At 71.5% G+C, this 23,851-nt stretch carries 18 protein-coding genes and 1 pseudogene; 13 read left to right on the forward strand and 6 right to left on the reverse strand.

All coding sequences use genetic code 11. The features are described 5' to 3' along the window. Positions 1-70: 70 nt before the first annotated feature. The 3 genes from nhaA to ACF1DX_RS14720 all read right to left on the reverse strand — a co-directional run bounded on the left by nhaA (position 71) and on the right by ACF1DX_RS14720 (position 6,261). Complete coding sequence (nhaA, locus tag ACF1DX_RS14710; RefSeq protein ID WP_391791530.1) at positions 71-1,507, reverse strand: Na+/H+ antiporter NhaA; 1,437 nt, start codon at positions 1,505-1,507, stop codon at positions 71-73. Between the two features lie 168 nt (positions 1,508-1,675). Then, positions 1,676-3,631: an acetate--CoA ligase gene (acs, locus tag ACF1DX_RS14715; protein ID WP_391791531.1), complete on the reverse strand. Its 1,956-nt coding sequence runs from the start codon at positions 3,629-3,631 to the stop codon at positions 1,676-1,678. Between the two features lie 197 nt (positions 3,632-3,828). Next, complete coding sequence (locus ACF1DX_RS14720) at positions 3,829-6,261, reverse strand: SulP family inorganic anion transporter (protein WP_391791532.1); 2,433 nt, start codon at positions 6,259-6,261, stop codon at positions 3,829-3,831. A gap of 248 nt (positions 6,262-6,509) precedes the next feature. On the opposite strand from ACF1DX_RS14720, the gene ACF1DX_RS14725 reads away from it, so the two are divergent. Then, entirely contained in the window at positions 6,510-7,781 is a 1,272-nt protein-coding gene (locus tag ACF1DX_RS14725; protein ID WP_391791533.1) for a hypothetical protein, read from the forward strand. Positions 7,782-7,784: 3 nt separating this feature from the next. Here ACF1DX_RS14725 and ACF1DX_RS14730 read toward each other — a convergent pair whose 3' ends face one another. Next, positions 7,785-8,765 (reverse strand): ATP-binding protein, encoded by a 981-nt coding sequence (locus tag ACF1DX_RS14730; RefSeq protein WP_391791534.1) that lies wholly within the window; start codon positions 8,763-8,765, stop codon positions 7,785-7,787. Between the two features lie 101 nt (positions 8,766-8,866). Here ACF1DX_RS14730 and ACF1DX_RS14735 point away from each other — a divergent pair, with 101 nt between their 5' ends. Next, a complete protein-coding gene (locus ACF1DX_RS14735; RefSeq protein ID WP_391791535.1) occupies positions 8,867-9,691 on the forward strand; it encodes an oxidoreductase in 825 nt (274 codons plus the stop codon). 409 nt (positions 9,692-10,100) lie between these two features. Here ACF1DX_RS14735 and ACF1DX_RS14740 read toward each other — a convergent pair whose 3' ends face one another. Beyond that, positions 10,101-10,934 (reverse strand): HAD family hydrolase, encoded by an 834-nt coding sequence (locus ACF1DX_RS14740; protein WP_391791536.1) that lies wholly within the window; start codon positions 10,932-10,934, stop codon positions 10,101-10,103. Positions 10,935-11,515: 581 nt separating this feature from the next. Here ACF1DX_RS14740 and ssd point away from each other — a divergent pair. The 7 genes and pseudogenes from ssd (at position 11,516) to ACF1DX_RS14775 (ending at position 16,570) form a co-directional block, all read left to right on the forward strand. Continuing rightward, positions 11,516-12,622: a septum site-determining protein Ssd gene (gene ssd / locus ACF1DX_RS14745; RefSeq protein WP_391791537.1), complete on the forward strand. Its 1,107-nt coding sequence runs from the start codon at positions 11,516-11,518 to the stop codon at positions 12,620-12,622. Beyond that, complete coding sequence (locus tag ACF1DX_RS14750; protein WP_391791538.1) at positions 12,619-13,824, forward strand: TadA family conjugal transfer-associated ATPase; 1,206 nt, start codon at positions 12,619-12,621, stop codon at positions 13,822-13,824. The genes ssd and ACF1DX_RS14750 overlap by 4 nt, the downstream gene beginning before the upstream one ends. Continuing rightward, the gene (locus ACF1DX_RS14755; RefSeq protein WP_391791539.1) at positions 13,821-14,696 is read left to right on the forward strand and encodes a type II secretion system F family protein; all 876 of its coding nucleotides are present in this window, start codon (positions 13,821-13,823) and stop codon (positions 14,694-14,696) included. The genes ACF1DX_RS14750 and ACF1DX_RS14755 overlap by 4 nt, the downstream gene beginning before the upstream one ends. Beyond that, positions 14,693-15,480, forward strand: a pseudogene (locus ACF1DX_RS14760) (type II secretion system F family protein). The gene ACF1DX_RS14755 and the pseudogene ACF1DX_RS14760 overlap by 4 nt, the downstream one beginning before the upstream one ends. A 67-nt stretch (positions 15,481-15,547) precedes the next feature. Next, positions 15,548-15,757, forward strand: a complete 210-nt coding sequence (locus ACF1DX_RS14765) for a DUF4244 domain-containing protein (RefSeq protein ID WP_391791540.1) — start codon at positions 15,548-15,550, stop codon at positions 15,755-15,757. Then, positions 15,744-16,109: a TadE family type IV pilus minor pilin gene (locus tag ACF1DX_RS14770; protein ID WP_391791541.1), complete on the forward strand. Its 366-nt coding sequence runs from the start codon at positions 15,744-15,746 to the stop codon at positions 16,107-16,109. Before ACF1DX_RS14765 ends, ACF1DX_RS14770 begins: the two co-directional genes overlap by 14 nt. 44 nt (positions 16,110-16,153) lie before the next feature. Continuing rightward, positions 16,154-16,570, forward strand: coding sequence for an Rv3654c family TadE-like protein (locus ACF1DX_RS14775; protein WP_391791668.1), 417 nt, complete (start codon positions 16,154-16,156; stop codon positions 16,568-16,570). Positions 16,571-16,858: 288 nt separating this feature from the next. Here the strand turns inward: ACF1DX_RS14775 and ACF1DX_RS14780 are convergent, their stop codons facing one another. Further along, entirely contained in the window at positions 16,859-19,363 is a 2,505-nt protein-coding gene (locus tag ACF1DX_RS14780) for a DEAD/DEAH box helicase (protein WP_391791542.1), read from the reverse strand. A 79-nt stretch (positions 19,364-19,442) separates the two neighbouring features. Between ACF1DX_RS14780 and bldG the strand changes: the two genes are divergently transcribed. The 4 genes from bldG to ACF1DX_RS14800 all read left to right on the forward strand — a co-directional run bounded on the left by bldG (position 19,443) and on the right by ACF1DX_RS14800 (position 23,841). Further along, positions 19,443-19,784 carry an anti-sigma factor antagonist BldG gene (gene bldG / locus ACF1DX_RS14785; protein ID WP_003991900.1) on the forward strand — a complete coding sequence of 114 codons (342 nt, stop codon included), beginning with the start codon at positions 19,443-19,445 and terminating at the stop codon, positions 19,782-19,784. A gap of 111 nt (positions 19,785-19,895) precedes the next feature. After that, positions 19,896-20,333 carry an ATP-binding protein gene (locus tag ACF1DX_RS14790; protein ID WP_030863300.1) on the forward strand — a complete coding sequence of 146 codons (438 nt, stop codon included), beginning with the start codon at positions 19,896-19,898 and terminating at the stop codon, positions 20,331-20,333. Between the two features lie 318 nt (positions 20,334-20,651). Then, the gene (locus ACF1DX_RS14795) at positions 20,652-23,057 is read left to right on the forward strand and encodes a sodium-translocating pyrophosphatase (RefSeq protein ID WP_391791543.1); all 2,406 of its coding nucleotides are present in this window, start codon (positions 20,652-20,654) and stop codon (positions 23,055-23,057) included. Between the two features lie 193 nt (positions 23,058-23,250). After that, positions 23,251-23,841, forward strand: a complete 591-nt coding sequence (locus tag ACF1DX_RS14800; protein WP_391791544.1) for a small secreted protein — start codon at positions 23,251-23,253, stop codon at positions 23,839-23,841. Positions 23,842-23,851 lie beyond the last annotated feature (10 nt).

A 23,851-nucleotide genomic window follows, 5' to 3' on the forward strand; every position in this document is an offset into this window, starting at 1 on the left:
GCGGTCTCCCTCTCCTGCGTACGCCGTGTGTCCGCGCGTACGGTTCAGTCTTTTGTACCGTCTCGTCAGATCATGCCGGACCGTTGTGCTCCTCGCCTGCCCCGCCCTTCACTTCGGCAAGCGCGTCCCGCTCGGCGGCCTTCTCCCGGGCGAGCCGCCGGTGCTCGGCGGCCTTCCGTTCGTGGATCTCCGCCATGCGCAGGTGGTACGCCGGGTCGTCCTGTTCGTAGACGTCCGGGACGCCGCTGAGGTCCTCGTCGCGCTCCTCTTCCTCGGTCAGCCTGCGGTACTTGGCGTTCCGTACCTTCAGCAGCACGGTCGCGACGGCGGTGGCGATCAGCGAGCCGGTCAGGACGGCCGCCTTGACGCTGTCGGTCATCGCCGCGTCGTCCTCGAAGGCGAGCTCCCCGATGAGCAGTGAGACGGTGAAGCCGATCCCGGCGAGGGTCGCCACCGCGAACACGTCCGCCCAGGCGAGGTCGTCGCTGAGCGACGCCCTTGTGAAGCGTGCCGTCAGCCACGTACCGCCGAAGATGCCGAGCGTCTTGCCGACGACGAGTCCGAGCACCACGCCGAGGGTCTCGGGCTGGGTGAACACGTCCGCGAGGGCGCCGCCGGAGATCACCACGCCCGCGCTGAACAGGGCGAACAGCGGCACCGCGAGGCCCGCCGAGAGCGGCCGGACGAGGTGCTCGATGTGCTCGCCGGGGGAGTGCTCCTCGCCCTCGTGGCGGTGGCAGCGGAGCATCAGGCCCATGGCGACACCGGCGATGGTGGCGTGGATGCCGCTGTTGTACATCAGCGCCCACACGACCAGCGCGAGCGGCACGTACACGTACCAGCCGCGTACGCCCTTGCGCAGCAGCAGCCAGAAGACGGCCAGGCCGGCGACGGCGCCGCCGAGCGCCGCGAAGTCCAGGCCGTCGGTGAAGAAGACCGCGATGATCAGGATGGCGAACAGGTCGTCGACGACGGCGAGGGTGAGCAGGAAGGCCCGCAGCGCGCTGGGCAGGGAGGTGCCGATGACGGCGAGCACGGCGAGCGCGAAGGCGATGTCGGTGGCGGTGGGCACGGCCCAGCCGGCCGGCGAGCCGCCGCCCGCGCCGCTGGTGAGCGTGTAGACCAGCGCCGGTACGGCCATGCCGCACAGGGCGGCGACGACGGGGAGCGCGGCGGCCCTGGGGTCGCGCAGATCACCGGCGACGAGTTCGCGTTTGAGCTCGATCCCCGCGACGAAGAAGAAGACCGCGAGCAGTCCGTCGGCGGCCCAGTGCGCGACGGACAGGTTCAGTCCGAGGGCCTCGGGGCCGAAGTGGAAGTGGCTGACGCTCTCGTAGCTGCTGTGCAGACCGGGTACGTTCGCCCAGATCAGCGCGGCGACGGCGGCGAGGAGGAGCAGGACGCCGCCGACCGTCTCGGTGCGCAGCGCGTCCCCGACGTACGACCGCTCGGGCAGGGAGAGACGGCCGAAGGCCTTGCGGGGGCTGGGGGTGCGGGGCGCGGTCACGGGGAGTTCCTCTGGTCGGCGGGCAGCACGAATCGTGTGCCGACCAGACTTCCCGGCGCCCCATGAGACAACTTTTTGTTTAGTTTAGCTAACGTGCTCCTGGGGCGCACCCGGAGCACACGGCGGCACCCGGCGCAGGAATGCGCCGGGTGCCGCCGTCCTGCCCGCTCAGTCCTCGCTGGATGCGGCCGGAAGCTTGGCCTGGATGAGGTCCATGACCGTGCTGTCGGTCAGCGTGGTGACGTCGCCGAGCTGGCGGTTCTCCGCGACGTCCCGCAGCAGGCGGCGCATGATCTTGCCGGAGCGGGTCTTCGGCAGCTCGGCCACCGGCAGGATCCGCTTGGGCTTGGCGATCGGACCGAGCGTGGCGCCCACGTGACCTCGCAGCTCACCGACGAGGTCCTCGCTCTCCGCCGCCGTGCCGCGCAGGATCACGAAGGCGACGATCGCCTGGCCGGTCGTCTCGTCCGCCGCGCCGACCACGGCCGCCTCGGCGACCGACGGGTGCGAGACGAGCGCGGACTCGACCTCCGTGGTGGAGATGTTGTGCCCGGACACCAGCATGACGTCGTCGACCCGGCCGAGCAGCCAGATGTCGCCGTCGTCGTCCTTCTTGGCGCCGTCACCGGCGAAGTACTTGCCCTCGAAGCGCGACCAGTACGTGTCGATGAACCGCTGGTCGTCGCCCCAGATGGTGCGCAGCATCGACGGCCACGGCTCGGTGAGGACCAGGTAGCCACCGCCGCCGTTCGGTACCTCGTTCGCCTCGTCGTCGACGACGGTCGCGGCGATGCCGGGCAGCGGAGTCTGGGCGGAGCCCGGCTTGGCGTCGGTCACACCCGGCAGCGGCGAGATCATGATGCCGCCGGTCTCGGTCTGCCACCAGGTGTCCACCACCGGGGTGCGGTCCGCGCCGATGTTCTTGCGGTACCAGATCCACGCCTCGGGGTTGATCGGCTCGCCCACCGAGCCCAGCACCCGCAGGCTGCTGAGGTCGAACTTGGCGGGGATGTCGTCGCCCCACTTCATGAACGTGCGGATCGCGGTGGGTGCCGTGTAGAGGATCGTCACGCCGTACTTCTGCACGATCTCCCAGAAGCGGCCCTGGTGCGGGGTGTCCGGCGTGCCCTCGTACATCACCTGGGTGGCGCCGTTGGCGAGCGGGCCGTAGACGATGTAGGAGTGCCCGGTGACCCAGCCGACGTCGGCCGTGCACCAGTACACGTCGGTCTCCGGCTTGAGGTCGAAGACGGCCCAGTGCGTGTACGCCGTCTGGGTCAGGTAGCCGCCGGAGGTGTGCAGGATGCCCTTCGGCTTACCCGTCGTGCCGGAGGTGTAGAGGATGAACAGCGGGTGCTCGGCCCCGAACGCCTGGGGGGTGTGCTCGGCGCTCTGCCGCTCCACCAGGTCGTGCCACCACACGTCCCGGCCCTCGGTGAAGGCGACGTCCTGGCCGGTGCGGCGGACGACGAGGACGTGCTCGACGCTGCCGGCCTTGGCGACCGCCTCGTCCACGGCCGGCTTGAGCGCGGAGGGCTTGCCGCGCCGGTAGCCGCCGTCGGCCGTGATGACGACGCGCGCGTCGGCGTCCTGGATACGGGTGGCGAGCGCGTCCGCCGAGAAGCCGCCGAAGACGACGGAGTGCGCGGCGCCGATGCGGGCGCAGGCCAGCATCGCGACCGCGGTCTCCGGGATCATCGGCATGTAGACGGCGACCCGGTCGCCGGCCTGGACGCCCAGCTCCAGCAGGGCGTTGGCGGCCTTGGAGACCTCGTCCTTGAGCTGGGCGTAGGTGATGGCGCGGCTGTCGCCCGGCTCGCCCTCGAAGTGGATGGCGACCCGGTCGCCGTGCCCGGCCTCCACATGCCGGTCCACGCAGTTGTAGGCGACGTTGAGCTCGCCGTCCTGGAACCACTTGGCGAACGGCGGGTTCGACCAGTCCAGGGTCTCGGTGGGCTCGGTGGTCCAGGTCAGCCGGCGGGCCTGCTCGGCCCAGAAGCCGAGCCTGTCAGCCTTGGCCTGTTCATACGCCTCCGCGGTGACGTTGGCGTTCGCGGCCAGGTCGGCGGGGGGCGTGAAGCGACGCTCCTCCTTCAGAAGGTTGGCCAGGCTTTCATTGCTCACGGCATCTGCCTTTCCCAGGGTGTCCGTTGTGTCCCAGGCCACAGCTCATCAGACCCGGGGGTGCGCTGACAAGGGCCGACGGGAAATTGGTTTAGACCTGTCGGGTGGAGTGGCGTGGTGTGCGACACCTCTTCCCACGGGGCCCGGCGTAAGCCGGTTCAAGGTGTGTAACGCCTCTCACACCCGGGCAGGTCGCCTCACATCGCCAGGTCCGCGGACCGGACCCGGTCGAACACCTTCTCCTCGTCCCGCTCGGTGAGGAGGTACGCCTGGGCCTCACCCACATGGAAATACATGCCGTGCAGCTCCAGGGCCCCGTCCTTCATGGCCCGGGCCACCGATTCATGGGCGCGCAGATGCTCCAGTTGCTGCACCACGTTCGTCAGGCAGAGCTGCTCGACCGCGTCGGTGGGGGTCCGCCCGGCCAGCCGTGACGGGGGCAGGCTGCCGTCACCCATGCGCAGCAGGCTCGGCCGGCCGTGCCGCAGCCAGCGTCTCAGCGGGGTGCGGGAACCGTCCGGCTCGGCGTCGAGCAGTGCCTGCATGGCACCGCACCCCGAGTGTCCGCACACCGTGATCGACCGGACCGCCAGCACCTCCACGGCGTACTCGATGGCGGCCGCCACCGAGTCGTCGCCGCTCTCCGCGCCGGGCGGCGGCACGAGGTTGCCGACATTGCGCACCACGAACAGGTCCCCCGGACCACTGGCCGTGATCATCGAGGTGACCACCCGGGAGTCGGCACAGGTCAGGAAAAGCTGTCCGGGCCGCTGTCCCTCGCGCGCCAGCCGGGCCAGCTCGCCGCGCACCAGGGGAGCGGTGTTGCGCTGGAACACGCTGATGCCGCGTCTCAGTTCGTGGCCGCCGGTTTCAGCCGGCTCCGGTTTTCCTTCAGCGGCTCCGTCTGCTCCCTCCGTTCCGCTGGTCCCGCCCGGCCGTGGGTCGTCGTCCGGCAGGGGGTGTGGGCGTTCACACTGGTGGTTGCGCCAGGCCGTCCAGGGCCGGCAGCGGCAGTCGGCGTCGGACGCGCCGGCCTCCTCGCCCCCATCGGGCGGGTGTCCGGAGACGAGAGCGGCGGGTTCGGCGATCCGGACCCCGGCGCGCCGGCCGGTGATCTCGACGGTTCCGCCCCGCGAGGTGTGCGTGCTCTGCCAGTCCTGCAGTGTCTCGTACGCCGCGTGGTCCATGAAGGAGCCGTCCAACGCCACGACCACGTCGGCCCCTTGGGGGACGAGGTGCAGGACCCGGCTGAGCCGTGGCACCGCGAGGAACGTCAACTGGCCTCGTACGTGTACGTGATGGACTCCTTCCTCCTCCTCGTGGGTGATCCGGATGCGGGTGAGCCGGTGCAGGGCCACGCCGACGGCGACGGCGATGCCCAGCGCCACGCCCTCCAGGACGCCGAGGGACACGACGCCGAGGGTGGTCACGGCGTAGACCAGGACTTCGCGGTGGCGGGTCACCGTGCGGATGTGGTGCAGGGACACCATCTGGATGCCGACGGCCATCACCAGGGCGGCGAGCGAGGCGAGCGGGATGAGCTCCAGGAGCGGGACCATCAGCAGCGCGGCGATCACTACGAGAACGCCGTGCAGCATCGTGGAGTTCCGGCTCACGGCACCCGCTTTGACGTTCGCGGAACTACGGACCGCCACTCCGGCCACCGGGAGCCCGCCGAGCGAGCCGGAGACGATGTTGGCCGCACCCTGACCGAGCAGTTCACGGTCCAGGTCGGAGCGCCCGACCTGGCCGGGACCGGGGCGGCCGGACACCAGCTTGTCCACGGCCACGGCGCCGAGCAGCGACTGCACGCTGCACACCAGCGTCGTGGTGAGCACGGCGGCGGCGAGGCCGAGCACGGGCCCCTCGGGGAGCCCGGCCAGAGCGTGGTTGCTCCAGGACGGCAGGTCCACCTTGGGCAGGACGAGGCCGGCCGCGGCGGCGACCGCGGTGGCTCCGGCGACGGCGACGAGCGCTGCCGGAACCGTGCGGAGAACACGTCCGGGGCGGCCCGGGATCCGGGGCCAGAGCAGCAGCAGGGCCAGGGTCAGCAGGCTCACCGACAGGGCCGCGGGGTGCAGGTTCGCCAACTGGGAGGGAAGGGCGAGGAGGTTGTCGGGGACGGAGCTCTGCGGGGTGCCGCCGAGGACGATGTGGAGCTGGGCGACGGCGATGGTGACACCGATGCCGGCGAGCATGCCGTGCACGATCGCGGGGCTCACGGCGAGCGCGCCGCGTGCCACGCGCAGGCAGCCGAGGCCGAGCTGGGAGATTCCGGCGAGGACGGTGATGGCGCAGGTCGTCCGCCAGCCGTAGTGCTGGATGAGGTCGGCGGTGACGACGGTGAGTCCGGCGGCGGGACCGCTCACCTGGAGCGGGGAGCCGCCGATCCGCCCGGCGACGATCCCGCCCACGGCGGCGGCGACCAGGCCGGCCTGGAGCGGCGCGCCGGTGGCGAGGGCGATGCCGAGGGACAGCGGGAGGGCGATCAGGAAGACCGTGACCGAGGCCGACAGGTCGGCTCCCGCGATACGCGGGCGCGGGGAGCCGGTCGGTGGCGGGCTGTGGGGTGGGTGGGCGCGCTCGGTCCGATCCGAGTCGGCGGCGCGGGCGGGAACGCAGGCTGACATGGTTTCCCTTCTCTCGTATCTCAACAATCCGTAAACGGATCGTAATTGAGAGTAAAGGACTGGCATAGACTTACCGGGCAAATGGATGAATCAATCACTCCAGCGAGTGATGTAGGCATTTCATCGGCTTGTCGTATTAATTCCTTCTCCCTTCCATGCGACTTTGGCGGCGCTGTCGGCGTGTACCGGCACAGCACCAGACGAAGCCCTCATCGAGCTCGGCCCGAGAGAAGGAAGAAGGTGGGCGGATGGCCGCCACCCACGGAATCGCCGCGGGCACCGTGATCGCCGCGGTCTGTGTCGCCTCGCTCGCCGGCTGCGGGACCGGCACCGACGGCGCCGGTGAGCAGACACGTGACCAGGAGAAGGCCAAGCCGGCTCCAGCACCGAAGAACGTCGTCCGGCTGATCGGCGACGGCTCCACCGCGTACACCGGGGCCCAGCCGCACCTGCCCCGGCCCGAGCGGCTGGAGCAAGGCGAGAAGCCCCCGCAGTTCGTGGTCTTCTCCTGGGACGGCGCGGGCGAGGACGGCCAGAAGCTCTTCTCGCACTTCCGCAAGGTCGCCAAGGAGAACGACGCGACCATGACGTACTTCCTGAGCGGCGTGTACCTGCTGCCGGAGGAGAAACGCGATCTGTACCGTCCGCCGCAGCACTCTCCGGGCCGCTCCGACATCGGCTTCAACGACCAGGAGGGCATCGCCGAGACCGTGAAGCAGCTGCGCCTCGCGTGGCTCGAGGGCAACGAGATCGGCACCCACTTCAACGGGCACTTCTGCGGCAGTGACGGTGGGGTCGGCGAGTGGTCGGTGGCGGAGTGGAAGGACGAGATCGCCCAGGCCAAGCGCTTCGTGAAGACCTGGAAGACCAACACCGGCATGAAGAACGCGGCCCCGCTGCCCTTCGACTACGACAAGGAGCTGATCGGCGCCCGCACCCCCTGCCTGGAGGGGCGGAGGAACTTCATGAAGGCCGCCCGTGACCTGGGCTTCCGCTACGACACCAGCGGGGTCGTCAACCAGGTGTGGCCGAAGAAGAAACAGGGCCTGTGGGATCTGTCGATGCAGCTCGTGCCCTTCCCCGGGCACTCCTTCGAACAGCTCACCATGGACTACAACTTCATGGTCAACCAGTCCGGCACCACCACCCAGGGCGACCCCGCCAAGCACGAGATGTGGGGCGACCAGATGCGGGACGGCCTCCTCCAGGGCTTCGAGCGGGCCTACGAGGGCAATAGGGCGCCCCTGATCATCGGCAACCACTTCGAGTCCTGGAACGGCGGCACCTACATGCGGGCCGTCGAGGAGGTCGTCGAGGAGGTGTGCACCAAGTCCGACGTGCGCTGTGTCTCCTTCCGGCAGTTGGTGGACTGGCTGGACGCCCAGGACCCGGGGACCCTGGCGAAACTGCGCACGCTGGACGTCGGTGAGGCCCCGAAGAAGGGCTGGAAGTCCTTCCTGTCCGGCGATTCCGCACCGGCCCCCAAGGGGGTACCCGGGGCCCCGGCCGGGAAGCGGTGAGCGTCAGGCGGACGCCGTGACGTTCTCGCCGAGCACGAAACCGGGGTCGATCTGGGCCGCCAGGTCGGTCCCGGTGCGCTCATCGCCCCACGCCCGGGCGTTCTTCAGATGGAAGTGCGCCATCTGGCGGGTGTAGCGCTCGGGATCGCGCGACTCGTACGTCGCGTCGGTGGCCGAGTGCAGCAGGCGCAGCGCATGCCGGTTGGGCTCCTCCAGGAGGTCGAACCGAGGAGGCCGCCCCTTCTCCATGGCCCGGACCCAGTCCGAGTGCCCCACCGTCACCAGCAGGTCCTCCCCGACCTCCGCACGGAGGAAGTCGAGGTCGTCCGGACCCTGCACCTTGTTGCCGACGACCTTCAGGGTGACACCGAAGTCACGGGCGTACTCCTTGTACTGGCGGTAGACGGAGACCCCCTTCCGGGTCGGCTCGGCCACGAGGAACGTGATGTCGAAGCGGGTGAACATGCCGGAGGCGAAGGAGTCCGAGCCGGCCGTCATGTCGACCACGACGTACTCACCGGGGCCGTCCACCAGGTGGTTCAGACACAGCTCCACCGCTCCGGTCTTGGCGTGGTAGCAGGCGACCCCCAGGTCAGCGTCGGTGAAGGGACCGGTGACCATCAAACGGACGGCCCCGCCGTCGAGTTCCACCGGCCGGGCACAGGCGTCGTAGACCGGATTGTCCTCGCGCACCCGCAGCAGCCGGGAGCCCTCACCGGGCGGAGTGGTCTTGATCATCGTCTCGGCGGACGTGATGCGCGGGTTGGTGCCGCGCAGATAGTCCTTGATCAGCGGCAGGTGCTCGCCCAGTGCGGGCAGCGCGGCCGCCTCCGCCTCGTCCAGGCCCAGCGCGGCCCCGAGGTGCTGGTTGATGTCGGCGTCCACCGCGACGGTCGGGGCGCCGACGGCCGCGAGATGACGGATGAACAGGGAGGACAGGGTCGTCTTCCCGCTGCCGCCCTTCCCAACGAAAGCAATTTTCATGTTCACCAAGCGTAATGGAATGGTAGCTGTGGGTGGCAGCCGGGCGTGAAGAAGACCACTCCTTCGTGGGGCGGGCGCCGGAGGTGCGTAGTGTCGTACTCATGAGTACGACAGGCGCGACCGCCGACCCGCTCGCCGCCCTGGGCTCCCTGCCCGGAGTGGCCGACTCCGTGGAGTCCGTGCGCAAGGCCGTGGACCGGGTCTACGGGCACCGGGTCATGCGGCGGCGCAGCAACGAGATCACCTCCGAGGCGGCGCTGCGCGGCGCCCGTGGCTCGGCGGCGCTGTCGGGCGCGGACTGGGCCCTGGAGGAGGTGCGCCGGCGCAGCGACTTCAGCGGCGACGACGGTGCCCGCACGATGGGCGCGGCACTGCGGCTGACCGCCGAGGCGGGGCAGTTGCTGTCCATCTGGCGGCAGTCGCCCTTGCGGGTCCTGGCTCGGCTGCACCTGGTCGCGGCGGCCGACAAGGCCGAGCGGGTCGGACGCCCCCGGCAGGAGGACGAACCGGTCGATGAGCCCCTGATCGGGCTCGGTCTGCCGAGTGCGGCGGAGGCGCACGGCCGGCTGGACGGGCTGTCCGAGCTGATCATCGCGGGCGGTTCCGCCCCGGCGCTGGTGACGGCCGCCGTCGTGCACGGCGAACTTCTCGCACTGCGCCCCTTCACCTCCCACAACGGCCTGGTCGCGCGTACGGCCGAACGCATCGTCCTGGTCGGCAGCGGCCTCGACCCCAAGTCGGTCTGCCCGGCCGAGGCCGGGCACGCCGAGCTGGGGCGGGAGGCCTACATCAGGGCGCTGGAAGGGTATGTCTCCGGTACCCCCGAGGGTGTGGCGGCCTGGATCGCCCATTGCGGGCGCGCGGTCGAGCTGGGGGCGCGCGAGTCGACGGCCGTGTGCGAGGCGCTCCAGCGCGGGGCTGCGTAAAAGGGACCCGAAGAAAAGCGGACAGAGATGCGGCGGTACGAATACTCGTACCGCCGCTGGCATGTCCACCGCGTTACCAAGCGTCCTCGATATATGCCCATCAGGTCGGGGACTTCGCCCGTCACCTGGTGCGGCTGGCCCGTAATCGACGGGTCGACGTCGCGTGGGTTCCCGGTGTTCATGCTCGGTCCGTGGGGCCACACATGCGTTGGTGAGGGTGATCCTCGCGGATGCCCCTGGTCTCGCGGGCCGTTAAATCCTTTCTACTCCGGGTCCGGAGCAAGCGGAAGTCCTCGCCCCGCTTCTTTACTTTTGTCCTTGTCGTCGTCCCGCTTTTCCCTCGATGCCGTCCCGAACGGGCGCGGACAGGGTGTTCGCGGCCGGCGGGGCGGCTCGTGCAGGGGGGTGGTCAGGCCGCCGTCGTACGGCGCCGGCTGGCGTACCAGACGAGGCCCGCGGTGGCCACCGCGGCGCCTATGGCGGCTGCCGCGACCAGGGCGGGGCGCGGCGGCACGGAGAAGGCGGGGAAGCGCTGCTTGAGCCGTACCGGCCGGTGGAAGTCGAGGATCGGCCACTCCCGCGCGAGGGCCTCCCGGCGTAGTGCGCGGTCCGGGTTCACGGCGTGCGGGTGGCCCACGGACTCCAGCATCGGCACATCGGTCACCGAGTCGCTGTAGGCGTAGCACCGGGCCAGGTCGTAGCCCTCCGACTCGGCCAGTTCCCGGACCGCCTCGGCCTTGGTCGGGCCGTATGCGTAGTACTCCACCTCGCCGGTGAAGCACCCGTCGTCTCCCACGACCATGCGGGTGGCCACCACCCGGTCCGCGCCGAGCAGTTCGCCGATCGGCTCGACCACCTCGGCGCCCGACGTGGACACGATCACGACGTCGCGTCCCGCGGTGTGGTGCCGCTCGATGAGGGTGGCGGCCTCGTCGTAGATGATCGGGTCGATCAGGTCGTGCAGCGTCTCGGCGACGATCTCCCTGACCTGCTGGACGTTCCAGCCGCGGCACAGCGCGGACAGGTACTTGCGCATCCGCTCCATCTGGTCGTGATCGGCGCCGCCTGCCAGGAACACGAACTGGGAGTACGCGGTGCGCAGGACGGCCCTGCGGTTGATCAGGCCGCCTTGATAGAACGACTTGCTGAACGTGAGCGTGCTCGACTTCGCAATGACCGTCTTGTCCAGGTCAAAGAAGGCGGCTGTGCGGGGCATCGAGTGGTTTTCCACGTCCTTGAGCATAGGCGCAGCCCATTCGGCGTAAGGTGGGGCGTGTGGGTTTGCCTGAGAGGGCTCTCGGGTACACCATGGAAGTCACGGATCGTTCGCGACCGTGTCTAACCCGGTCCGACTCCTCCCCCCCCCGAGTCGGCCGTGGGGACGACCCCCGCTCTCCCCCCCGGCGGGGGTCGTCGCATGTCCGGGTGGGTTTTCCTCATTCTCCTCGCGGTGGGTGCACCGCGCCGGTGTCGTGCGCACGACTTTCTGTCATGGTCATGAATAGTTACTCGGGGTAGCTGTCGGGCTGCTCTGCGGAAGTCGCGCAGGGGGTGCGCGGGACTCACCGGTATGGGTGACCGCGATATTCACAGGCGCCGCCCCGTCCACACTTATCGACCAAGATCCACATGTTTTTCCGGATCGCCGCATCGTGATTCCGACGCGACCGCTCGCCGCGAGTTCACACCCGGTTCCGTTTGTCGGGTCGCGTACGGCCGGTTTCCGCCGGCCGTTCAAAGAAGAACCGCTTGCCGGCTCTTCGCACGTCTGGGAATCGCGGGGCCGCAGGGGCTGCGCGAGAGATGCAGCAAAGGGGGACGAACATGTCCGGAACCATCACCCACGACCCGCCGCCGGCCACCGGAGGAGGCCGGCCGGGCGCACCGCTGATCCTCACCGAGGACGCCGGGCTCCTCGACGACCTGCTGCGCCTGTGCGCGGCGGCCGGCGCCACACCGGAGGTCCATCACACGGTGCCGGAAGCGAGGGGCAGCTGGGAGGCCGCACCGCTCGTCCTGGTCGGGGACGACGCCGCGCGGCGGGTGCGCGGGGCGGCACGCAGGCCGGGAGTGGTGCTGGTCGGCCGCGACCAGGACGACCCCGGGGTCTGGCGGCGGGCCGTCGAGATCGGCGCCGACCACGTGCTGATGCTGCCCGACGGCGAGCAGTGGCTGGTCGACCGCATCGCCGACGTGGCCGAAGGCGTCGGACGGCCCGCCCTGACCGTCGGTGTCATCGGCGGCCGGGGCGGCGCCGGGGCGTCCACGCTCGCGTGTGCGCTCGCCGTCACCTCCGCGCGTGAGGGGCTGCGCACCCTCCTCGTGGATGCCGATCCGCTGGGCGGCGGACTCGACGTGGCTCTCGGGGGCGAGACGGCCAAAGGGCTGCGCTGGCCGGCGTTCGCCGCGTCCCACGGCCGGGTCGGCGGCGGCGCCCTGGAGGAGTCACTGCCGGAACTGCACTCGCTGCGGGTGCTCAGCTGGGACCGCGGTGACTGTCTCGCCGTACCGCCCAGGGCCGTACGCGCGGTGCTCGCCGCGGCGCGGCGCGGGGGCGGCACCGTCGTGGTCGACCTGCCGCGCCGCGTCGACGAGGGGGTCGCCGAAGTCCTCGCCCAGCTCGACCTCGGGCTCCTCGTGGTCCCCGCCGAACTGCGCGCCGTTGCGGCGGCGGGCCGCGTCGCCTCCGCCGTGGGCATGGTCCTGCGTGATCTGCGGGTGGCGGTACGCGGGCCGTACGCGCCGGGACTGGACGACCGTGAGGTGGCCCGGCTGCTCGGGCTGCCCCTCGCCGGAGACGTGCCCGCCGAGCCCGCCCTGCGGCGCCCGTACGAGGCGGGCCGGCCGCCCGGGGCCTCGGGCCGGGGCCCGCTGGCCCGCTTCTGCAAGGAGTTCTGGGAGCGGGCGCTGGTGGAGGCGAGGGCGGCATGAGGAGGCCGGTGACGAGCGGAGCGGTCATGCCTCCCGGCCTGCTCGACGGGGTGCGGCGATGGCTGGCCGAGAGCGGGGCCGAACCGACGCCCGCGCGGGTGGCGCAGGCGCTGCGGGACCAAGGGCGGGTGCTCGGTGACGCAGAGGTGCTCGGAGCGGCCGAGCAGTTGCGGTCCGAGCTGGTCGGCAGCGGGCCGCTGGAACGGCTCCTGTCCGAGCCCTCGGTGACCGACGTACTGGTGTCGGCGCCGGACCGGGTCTGGGTGGACCGGGGCGGCGGACTGGAACTGACCGAGGTGGCCTTCCCCGACGAGCCGGCCGTCCGGCGCCTCGCCCAACGGCTCGCCGCCGTGGCCGGCCGGCGCCTGGACGACGCCCGGCCCTGGGTCGACGCGCGGCTGCCCGACGGGACCAGACTGCACGCGGTGCTGCCCCCGGTGGCCGTCGGCGGCACCTGCCTGTCGCTACGGGTCGTACGACCCCGCGCCTTCACCCTCGACGAGCTCATGGCGGCCGGGACGATCCCGCCGGGCGGGGACCGCGTACTGCGGGCACTGCTGGACGCGCGGCTGTCGTTCCTCGTCAGCGGGGGGACCGGCAGCGGCAAGACGACCTTGCTGAGCGCGCTGCTGGGACTGGCCGGGCCGGAGGAGCGCATCGTCCTGGCCGAGGACTCGGCGGAACTGCGGCCCGACCACCCGCACGTCGTGCGCCTGGAGACCAGACCCGCCAACCAGGAGGGAGCGGGCCTGGTCACCCTGGAGGACCTGGTGCGGCAGGCGCTGCGGATGCGGCCGGACCGGTTGGTCGTCGGTGAGGTGCGCGGCCCGGAGGTGGTGCATCTGCTGGCCGCCCTCAACACGGGCCACGACGGCTCGGGAACGGTCCATGCCAACGCCGCCACCGACGTACCGGCCCGGCTGGAGGCGCTCGGTACGGCCGCCGGGCTCGACCGGTTCGCCCTGCACAGCCAGGCGGCGGCCGCCCTCTCGGTGGTGCTGCACCTCGTACGCGACCGGAACGGGCGACGGCGGATCGCGGAGGTGCATGTGCTGGAACGGGACCCGTCGGGGCTGGTGCGGACGGTGCCGGCGCTGCGGTGGGGCCCGCAGGCCTTCACCCGGGAGCGGGGATGGCAGCGCCTGCGGGAGCTGCTCCGGAACGCGAACACCGGAGGACCGGACGAGGGGATCGGAGGATGAACGGGACGACCGAGGTGTCGACGGGTGCGGCCGTGGCGTGCCTGGGGACCGCGGCCTGGCTGCTGGGCGGCGGGCATGCCGGGGCCAGGCGGGCGCGGTTGCTGTCGGCCGGTGGAGGCGCGGTGGGCAGCGGGCCACCGGGGCGGCCCCGGATGACCCGTGCGTGGGGACGGACGCGCGGGCGGCTGCGGGCCGAGTGGTGGTCGTTGGCCGCCGGCCTGGTGCTGGCGGTGCTGGGTGCGTCGCTGCTGCCGGTCGTCGCGGGGGTGGCCGGGGTGCCTTTGCTGAGGCGGGTGCGACGGGCCGCCGGGGAACGCCGAGCGCGGGAGGTCCGCGGCGACGCGGTGATCGCGTTGTGCGGGGCGCTCGCCGGGGAGGTGCGCGCCGGGCGGCAGCCGGGTGAGGCGCTGCTGCCGGCCGCGCGGGACTCCGGCGGACTCGGTGACATGCAGGCGACGGTGCTCGCGGCGGCGCGCTTCGGCGGGGACGTCCCGGAGGCGCTCGCGGAGGCGGCACGGCAGCCGGGTGCGGAAGGGCTGCGGGGACTCGCCGCGTGCTGGCGGGTGGCGGTGGATCAGGGAGCCGGACTCGCGGCCGGACTCGACCGGCTGGAAGCGGCGCTGCGTGCCGAGCGGGACCAGCGGGCCGACCTGCGCGCCCAGTTGGCCGGCGCCCGCGCGACGGCGGTGCTGCTCGCAGGGCTCCCGGCCGTGGGCCTGGCCCTCGGTGCGGCTCTCGGCGCCGACCCGCTGCACATCCTGCTGCACACACCGTCGGGACTGGTCTGTCTGGCGGCCGGCGGGGTGCTGGAGGGCCTGGGGCTGTGGTGGGCGCTGCGGATCATGCGGGGAGCCGAGGAGGGGACGTCATGAGCGGGGACCTTGTCCACAGGCTGGGGGCAGTGGTGGGGCGGTGCTCGCGCTCACCTGGTCGGCGGGATGGTGGGGCCGCGCGCGGCGCGAGCGGGGAGCCCGGCGGCGACTGGCCGCGGCGCTGCCCCCGGAACGGACGGTGACCACCCCGCTCCGCACGCTGCCGCGCACCGTGCGGAACTGGCTGCCGTACGCGGGCGTGGCGGGTGCCGGATGGGTGCTGGTGGGCGGTCCCGCCGGAGCGGTGGCGGGGCCGGCCGTCGCGGCCGGACTGTGGTGGTGGCGCCTTCGGCGGAGGGCCGTCGCTCCGCACACGCGGGAGACGGACACCGCCGAGGCGGTGCGTCAACTGCCGCTCGCCGCCGACCTGCTGTCCGCCTGCATCGCGGCGGGCGCCGGCCCGGTACTCGCCGCGCAGACCGTCGGAGAGACCTTGGGCGGGCCGGTCGGGGAGGCGCTGGCGCGGGGCGCGGCGGAGGTACGGCTCGGCGGCGAACCGGCCGCGGCATGGCGCCGTCTGGCGTCGGTGCCGGGCGCACGGCCCCTGGCCCGTCTGCTGGAGCGGGCCGATGTGTCCGGACTTCCCCTGGCCGCTCCCGCGGCCCGGCTCGCCGCCGAGGCCCGCGCGGAGTGGACCCGCGCGGCGACGGCACGGGCCCGGCGGGCGGCCGTCATGGTCAGCGCACCGGTGGGGCTCTGCTTCCTGCCCGCGTTCATCGCGGTCGGCGTGCTGCCCGTGGTGATCGGACTCGCGGGCGGGGTGCTGGGAGGAGGTGGTGCCTGACGGGGGACGACCAGTGGTGGCGGCAGGACTCACAAGATCGATGCGACTACTCCGTACGGGGGTTGAGATGTATCAGGCGGTACGGGCACGACTGCGTGCCCTGGTGTGCAAGGCGCGTACGGCACGGAGGGACACCGGAATGGTGACTTCGGAGTACGCGATGGGCATCGTGGCGGCGGTGGCGTTCTCCGTCGTGCTCTACAAGGTGGTCACCAGCGGACCGGTCGGCGCGGCGCTGCGGAACATCGTGCAGCAGGCACTCGATGGCCGGATGTGAGCGGCGTGCGGACCGCGGGTTCGTGACGGCGGAGTCGGCCATGGTGCTGCCCGTGCTGGTGATGCTCACGACGGCGCTGGTCTGGGGCCTGCTGGTGGTGGCGGCGCAGATCCGGTGTGTGGACGCGGCGCGCGCGGGCGCCCGCGCGGCGGCCCGGCAGGATTCCCCTGCCGCCGTCGCCGAGGTGACCCGCGAGGCGGCACCGCCCGGCGCGAGAGTCACGGTGAGCCGGGAGGCCGAGCAGGTCCGGGTGGTCGTCGAGGCCAGGCCCCCGGTCCTGCACGGACTGCCCTTCGACCTGCGGGAGGAGGCCGTGGCCGCGGTGGAGGAGACGGTGGGGGCGGCGTCGTGAGGGCTCGGTTCCGGGAGCGGTGGCTGACGGACGGGCGGTGGCGCATGCGGTGTTCCGACCGGGGGTCGGCGACCGTCTGGAGCGTCGGTGCGATCGCCGTGCTGTGCGTGGTGTTCGGCGTCGTCCTCGCCCTGGGACACGCCGTCGCGGTCCGGCACCGGGCGGCCGGCGGCGCGGATCTGGCGGCACTCGCGGCGGCGGACCACTGGACGCGGGGCGGTACGGCGGCCTGCGCCCGGGCGGACCGGGTGGCCCGGGCACAGAACACGCGGCTCGTACGGTGCGTGGTCACCGGCGAGGTGTCGGACGTGTCGGTGGCGTCGGGCCGGGGGCCGTTCGCGGCGGAGATCAGGGCCAGGGCGGGGCCTGCGGGCCCGGCGGAACCTTCGCGCCCGGGTGGTCCGGCCCCGGGCGGGGCCGGGACATCGGGGCCGGCTCGGGGGTCCGCTCGGGTGCCGTGACCGGCTCCGGCTCCGGATGGGCCTCGGTCCTGAATGGTCCTCGGTTCCGGATGGGCCTCGGCTCCGGATGGGTCCCGGGTTCCGGATCAGGCGAGGAGCCGGAACAGGGCCCGGCTCAGGATCAAGCCCGGTTGCCGGATCAAGACCGGATCCCGCATCGAACCGGGTTCCCGCTTCAGGAGCGCGTTCCGCATCAGGCACCGGCACCCGGTACCGGCACCGGCACCGGCACCGGCACCGGCACCGGCACCGGCACCCGGCACCCGGCACCGGCGCCGGGTGCCGGGCCTACGCCCCAGTGGTCCCGGCCGCCCCCGCGGCGTCCTCCGTGCCCTCCGGCTTCTCCGCCGGTGCGCCCTCCAGCAGCACCGTGAGCAGCCGTACCGCGCCTCGCTTGTGCAGAGGATCGTTGCCGTTGCCGCACTTGGGGGACTGGATGCAGGAGGGGCAGCCGGCCTCGCACTCGCAGGAGGCGATGGCCTGGCGGGTGGCGGTGAGCCAGGCGCGGGCGGTGCGGAAGGCGCGCTCCGCGAAGCCCGCGCCGCCCGGGTGGCCGTCGTAGACGAAGACCGTGGGCAGCAGCGTGTCGGGGTGCAGCGGGACCGAGACACCGCCGATGTCCCAGCGGTCGCAGGTCGCGAAGAGCGGCAGCATGCCGATGGAGGCGTGCTCGGCGGCGTGCAGCGCACCGCCGAGGATCTCCGGGTTGATCCGGGCCCGGTCCAGCTGGTCCTCGGTGACCGTCCACCACACCGCGCGGGTGCGCAGCGTACGAGGAGGGAGGTCGAGCTTCGTCTCGCCCAGCACTTCACCGGTGATGACCCGCCGGCGCAGGAAGGAGACCACTTGGTTGGTGACCTCGACGGAGCCGTAGCACAGGCGGCCGTCGCCCCACGGGATCTCGGTGTCCGTCTCCAGCACGGAGACCGACGTCGTGTCCCGGGCCACCGTCGTGTACGTCGGGGTGGCCCGCTCGACCAGGGCGACGGAGTCCTCCAGGTCGAGCGAGCGGACGAGATACGTCAGGCCCTGGTGCAGGTGGACCGCGCCCTCGTGGACGCTCGTGTGGGCCGCGCCCGCGTCGACCGTGCCGAGCAGCCTGCCCGTACCGGCCTCGACGACCTGGACCGGCCGGCCGCCCTGCCCCCGGATGTCGGTCAGGTCGGCGGCCCGCTCCCGGCGGGTCCAGTGCCAGGCCTTCGTCCGCCGGCGCAGCAGCTTCGCGGCCTCCAGCTGCGGGAGCAGCTCCTCGGCGGCCGGGCCGAACAGGTCCAGGTCCTCCTCGGTCAGCGGCAGTTCCTCGGCCGCCGCGCACAGGTGCGGGGCGAGCACGTAGGGGTTGTCGGGGTCGAGGACGGTGGACTCCACGGGCCGGTCGAAGAGGGCCTCCGGGTGGTGGACGAGGAAGGTGTCCAGGGGGTCGTCGCGGGCGACCAGGACGGCGAGGGCGCCCCGCCCGGACCGCCCCGCGCGTCCGGCCTGCTGCCACAGGGAGGCCCGGGTACCCGGATAGCCGGCGATGACCACGGCGTCCAGACCGGAGACGTCCACGCCGAGTTCGAGGGCGTTCGTCGCCGCGAGACCGAGGAGTTCGCCGGAGTGCAGGGCGCGTTCCAGGGCGCGGCGCTCCTCGGGGAGGTAGCCGCCCCGGTACGCCGCGACACGCCGGGCCAGCGAGCGGTCGACCTCGGCGAGGCGTTCCTGGGCGATCACGGAGATCAGCTCGGCGCCGCGCCGGGAGCGTACGAAGGTGACCGAGCGGATGCCCTGCACGGTGAGGTCGGTCAGCAGGTCGGCGGCCTCGGCGGTGGCCGTACGGCGGACCGGTGCGCCTTTCTCGCCGTGCAGCTCGGTCAACGGCGGCTCCCAGAGGGCGAACACCAGTTCACCGCGCGGTGAGGCGTCGTCGGCCACCTCCACGACCGGCACGCCGGTGAGGCGGCGGGCGGCGACCGCGGGCTCGGCGGCGGTCGCGGAGGCCAGCAGGAACACGGGGGAGGCGCCGTAGCGGGCGCACAGCCGGCGCAGGCGGCGCAGCACCTGGGCGACGTGCGAGCCGAAGACGCCCCGGTAGGTGTGGCACTCGTCGATGACGACGTACTTCAACGACTTGAGGAAGGAGGACCAGCGGGGGTGGGCCGGCAGGACGCCCCGGTGCAGCATGTCCGGGTTGGTCAGCACGTAGTTGGCGTACTGGCGGATCCACTCGCGTTCCTCGAACGGAGTGTCGCCGTCGTGGACGGCCGCGCGCACCGAATGGCCCAGTGGTTGTGAAAGTTCCTTCACGGACCGGCACTGGTCCGCCGCGAGGGCCTTCGTGGGGGCGAGGTACAGGGCGGTCGCGCCACGGCCGTTCGGGGCCTCGGCGCCGTCCAGGAGCGCGGACAGGACGGGCACGAGATACGCCAGGGACTTGCCGGACGCGGTACCGGTGGCGACCACGACGGACTCGCCGTCCAGGGCGTGCTCGGCGGCGCGTGCCTGGTGGGCCCAGGGGTGTTCGACGCCCGCGGTCCGCACGGCGGCGAGGACCTCCGGACGGATCCGGTCCGGCCAGACGGCATGGCGACCCTCGCGCGGGGGCAAGTGCTCCGTATGAGTGATGCGCGAAGCCCGGCTCGGTCCGGACGCGAGCCGGTCCAGGACCGCGCCCGGGGCGGGCCCGGACGGGAGGTCCGTCGGGGGTCGATCGGATCGGTGATTCTTGGCCATCGGCACCGAGTGTGTCACTGGCGTGACGGACAATGGGGCCAAGGCGTCGTGCACGCCTGCCGGTAAGTGATTGAATGCCATCGCGGCTGGCGATCCGTCCCGGGGGCTGAGCCGAGATGCCCCAAGGGCGACCGCTCGATAGCTAGGTGCTGGAGGATCCGTGGACCTGTCCCTGTCGACCGAAACCATGGGCGATCGCACGATCGTCAGGGTCGGTGGCGAAATCGACGTATATACCGCGCCCAAGCTGCGCGAGCAGTTGGTCGAGCTGGTGAACGACGGCAGTTTCCACCTTGTCGTCGACATGGAAGGTGTGGACTTCCTCGACTCCACCGGACTCGGCGTGCTGGTCGGCGGCCTGAAGCGCGTCCGTGCCCATGAGGGCTCACTGCGCCTGGTCTGCAACCAGGAGCGTATTCTCAAGATCTTCCGCATTACCGGCCTCACCAAGGTGTTCCCGATCCACACCTCGGTCGAGGAAGCGGTGGCGGCCACCGACTGACCACCCCGCTCCCGGGCCGCGTGCCCGAACGGCGGAAGAGAACCAGGAGGAGGGCCGGGCTTTCGGCGGCCCTGCCTCTCCACAGCACGCCCGTAGTCGCGAGGGGGATGCATGGCCACCGTCGAACTCCGCTTCAGCGCGCTGCCCGAGCACGTCAGGACCGCCCGGCTCGTGGCGGCGGCGGTGGCGCGCAGGGCCGGAGTGGACGAGGCCGTCCTCGACGAGGTCAGACTCGCCGTCGGCGAGGCCTGCACCCGTGCCGTGGGACTGCACCGGAACGGCGGCATCTCGGCCCCTGTGAAGGTGCTGCTGATCGAGGAGGAGAAGCAGTTCTCCATCGAGGTCGGCGACGAGGCGCCCCACGCGACCCCCGGCGAGCGGGCGCCCGGTGACGCGCCGGGCGACGCCGACGCGGAGACCGAGGAGGACGAGATGGGCCTCGCGGTCATCAGCGGGCTCGTCGACGACGTCGAGGTCAGCGCGGGGCGGCACGGCGGATCGATCCGCATGAGGTGGCCCACCGTGCCGCCGGCCACCCTCCTCGCCTGACCGGTTCACCCGGACGGCGACCGTCTTTCCGAAGGGCCCCCTCGTGGGGCCCTTCGTCATGTGCGGGTGTCAGTGCCCGCGCTTACAGTGGTCTCGTGCGGTTGATCGCGTGAATTCGTTCACGACCGGCCGTGCCATGAAAATGCGATCACGTGAATGCTCCAAAGGCATTACCGATTCCCGGTCGCCGATCATCGGCGATCATTAGGGAAGAGCGCGTGCGGGACATTTACATTTCACGCGCACTGTTTTGATCAGCTTCCGGTACCTACAATCCCGTCCACATCTTGAGCTCAGCCCAAGCGTCAAGGAGGACGAATGGCGGGGCTTTCCCTCACCCAAGAGTCGGGCCAGTCCACATCCCTCGCAGCCGCCGTGCTGACCGATGACAACCGCCTGCTCGTGGTGGTCATCGGCGTCGTCGCACTGGCGGCACTGGTGGTCGCTGGAGTCCTGGTGCGCCAGGTTCTCGCGGCCGGCGAGGGCACCGACGGCATGAAGAAGATCGCGGCAGCGGTCCAGGAGGGCGCGAACGCCTATCTGGCCCGCCAGTTGCGTACCCTCGGCGTATTCGCCGTGATCGTGTTCTTCCTGCTCATGCTGCTGCCCGCGGACGACTGGAATCAGCGTGCCGGACGGTCGGTGTTCTTCTTGATCGGAGCGGCGTTCTCGGCGGCCACCGGCTATATCGGTATGTGGCTCGCCGTGCGCAGCAATGTGCGGGTCGCCGCGGCGGCGCGCGAGGCGACTCCGGCCGAGGGCGAGCCGGAAAAGGATCTCACCGCCGTCTCGCACAAAGCGATGAAGATCGCTTTTCGTACGGGCGGTGTCGTCGGTATGTTCACCGTCGGCCTCGGCCTGCTGGGCGCCTCCTGCGTGGTGCTGGTGTACGCGGCCGACGCCCCGAAGGTGCTCGAGGGGTTCGGTCTCGGGGCCGCGCTGATCGCGATGTTCATGCGGGTCGGCGGCGGCATCTTCACCAAGGCCGCCGACGTCGGCGCCGACCTGGTCGGCAAGGTCGAGCAGGGCATTCCGGAGGACGATCCGCGCAATGCCGCGACCATCGCCGACAACGTGGGCGACAACGTCGGCGACTGCGCGGGCATGGCGGCCGACCTGTTCGAGTCGTACGCCGTGACCCTGGTGGCCGCGCTGATCCTGGGCTCGGCGGCGTTCGGCGACGCCGGGCTCGCCTTCCCGCTGCTGGTGCCCGCCATCGGTGTCCTCACCGCGATGGCCGGCATCTTCGCGGTGGCCCCCAGGCGCACCGACCGCAGCGGCATGAGCGCGATCAACCGGGGGTTCTTCATCTCCGCGCTGATCTCGCTCGTCCTGGTCGCGATCGCCGTGTTCGTCTATCTGCCGTCGTCGTACGCCGATCTCGACGGCGTCACCGACGAGGCGATCCTGGGCAAGGACGGCGACCCGCGGATCCTCGCGCTCGTCGCGGTGGCCATCGGCATCGTGCTCGCCGCCCTCATCCAGCAGCTCACCGGCTACTTCACCGAGACCACCCGGCGTCCCGTGCGGGACATCGGCAGGACCTCGCTCACCGGCCCGGCCACCGTCGTCCTCTCCGGTATCTCGCTCGGTCTCGAATCCGCCGTCTACACCGCCCTGTTGATCGGCCTCGGCGTGTACGGGGCGTTCCTGCTCGGTGGTACGTCGATCATGCTGGCGCTGTTCGCGGTGGCGCTGGCCGGCACCGGACTGCTCACCACGGTCGGCGTGATCGTCGCGATGGACACCTTCGGCCCGGTCTCCGACAACGCGCAGGGCATCGCCGAGATGTCCGGCGACGTGGAGGGCGCGGGCGCCCAGGTGCTCACCGACCTGGACGCGGTCGGCAACACCACCAAGGCCATCACCAAGGGCATCGCGATCGCCACGGCCGTACTGGCGGCGGCGGCGCTGTTCGGCTCGTACCGGGACGCCATCACCACCGGAGCGAGAGACGTGGGCGAGCGGCTCAGCGGTGAGGGCGCGCCGATGAGCCTGATGATGGACATCTCCCAGCCCAACAACCTCGTCGGCCTGATCGCGGGCGCGGCGGTCGTCTTCCTCTTCTCGGGACTGGCGATCAACGCGGTGTCGCGGTCGGCGGGTTCGGTGGTCTACGAGGTGCGGCGGCAGTTCCGCGAGAAGCCCGGGATCATGGACTACAGCGAGGAGCCGGAGTACGGCAAGGTCGTCGACATCTGCACCAAGGACGCCCTGCGCGAGCTCGCCACACCCGGACTGCTCGCCGTGATGGCGCCCATCTTCATCGGGTTCACGCTCGGCGTCGGCGCCCTGGGCGCCTTCCTCGCGGGCGCGATCGGCGCGGGCACCCTGATGGCGGTGTTCCTCGCCAACTCAGGTGGCGCCTGGGACAACGCGAAGAAACTCGTCGAGGACGGCCACCACGGAGGCAAGGGCAGCGAGGCCCACGCGGCCACCGTCATCGGCGACACCGTCGGCGACCCCTTCAAGGACACCGCCGGACCCGCGATCAACCCCCTGCTGAAGGTGATGAACCTGGTGGCGCTGCTCATCGCGCCCGCGGTCATCAAGTTCTCCTACGGCGCGGACAGGAGTGTCGGGATGCGGGTGCTCATCGCGATCCTGGCGCTGCTCGTCATAGTCGGCGCGGTGTACGTGTCCAAGCGGCGCGGCATCGCGGTGGAGGACGAGGACGATCCCGAGCCGGAGCCCAAGTCGGCGGATCCGGCGGTGGTTTCCTAGAGCCGGACGGTGGACACCGGATCAAGGTGCGGGCGGACAGCGCGTATTGACGCGCCGCCCGCCCTCTCCCCGCGCGCGGGACTCATGCCGTGAGCCTTCTCTCGCGTGGTGCAAATGGCTTCAAAAGTTCCTTACCGGACGTTCGACGGGTGGGTGTAGGCCATCTGGCGTGTATGTTCCGGGGCCGAAGGCCATGGAAGGGACCAATCCGGTGAACAAGAAGCTCGCGGCCGCACTGTCCGGCGGTGCGGTACTGGTACTGGCGCTGACGGGATGCGGCGGCGACGACAACAACGAGAAGCTGGACGCCTGGGCGAAGCAGGTCTGCGACGCGGTGAAGCCGCAGGCCGCGAAGATCAAATCGGCCAACGCCGCGATCCAGAAGGAGACCTCGGACAACAGCACGCCGGAAGAGGTCCAGACGGCCGACTCGAAGGCCTTCCAGGACATGTCCGACGCCTACAAGGCGATCGGCGCCGCCGTGGACAAGGCCGGGGCGCCGGACGTCGAGGACGGGGAGAAGAAGCAGACGGACGCGGTCAAGGAGCTCAACGGCATCTCCGCGTCGTACGCCTCGCTGAAGAAGCAGGTCGACGGCCTCGACACGGACGACCAGGCGGAGTTCGCCGACGGTCTGAAGGACATCGCCGCCGAGCTGGACAAGCTCGGCAAGAGCGGCAGCGACGCCCTCAGCACGTTGGAGGAGGGCGAGGTCGGCGAGGCGATGTCCCGGCAGGCGAGCTGCCGGACGGCCACCGCGACGGCGGAGGTCACCAAGAGCTGACACCGCGGCA

Origin of the sequence: Streptomyces sp. NPDC014676 (assembly GCF_043084105.1) — a bacterium.
Classification (GTDB): domain Bacteria; phylum Actinomycetota; class Actinomycetes; order Streptomycetales; family Streptomycetaceae; genus Streptomyces.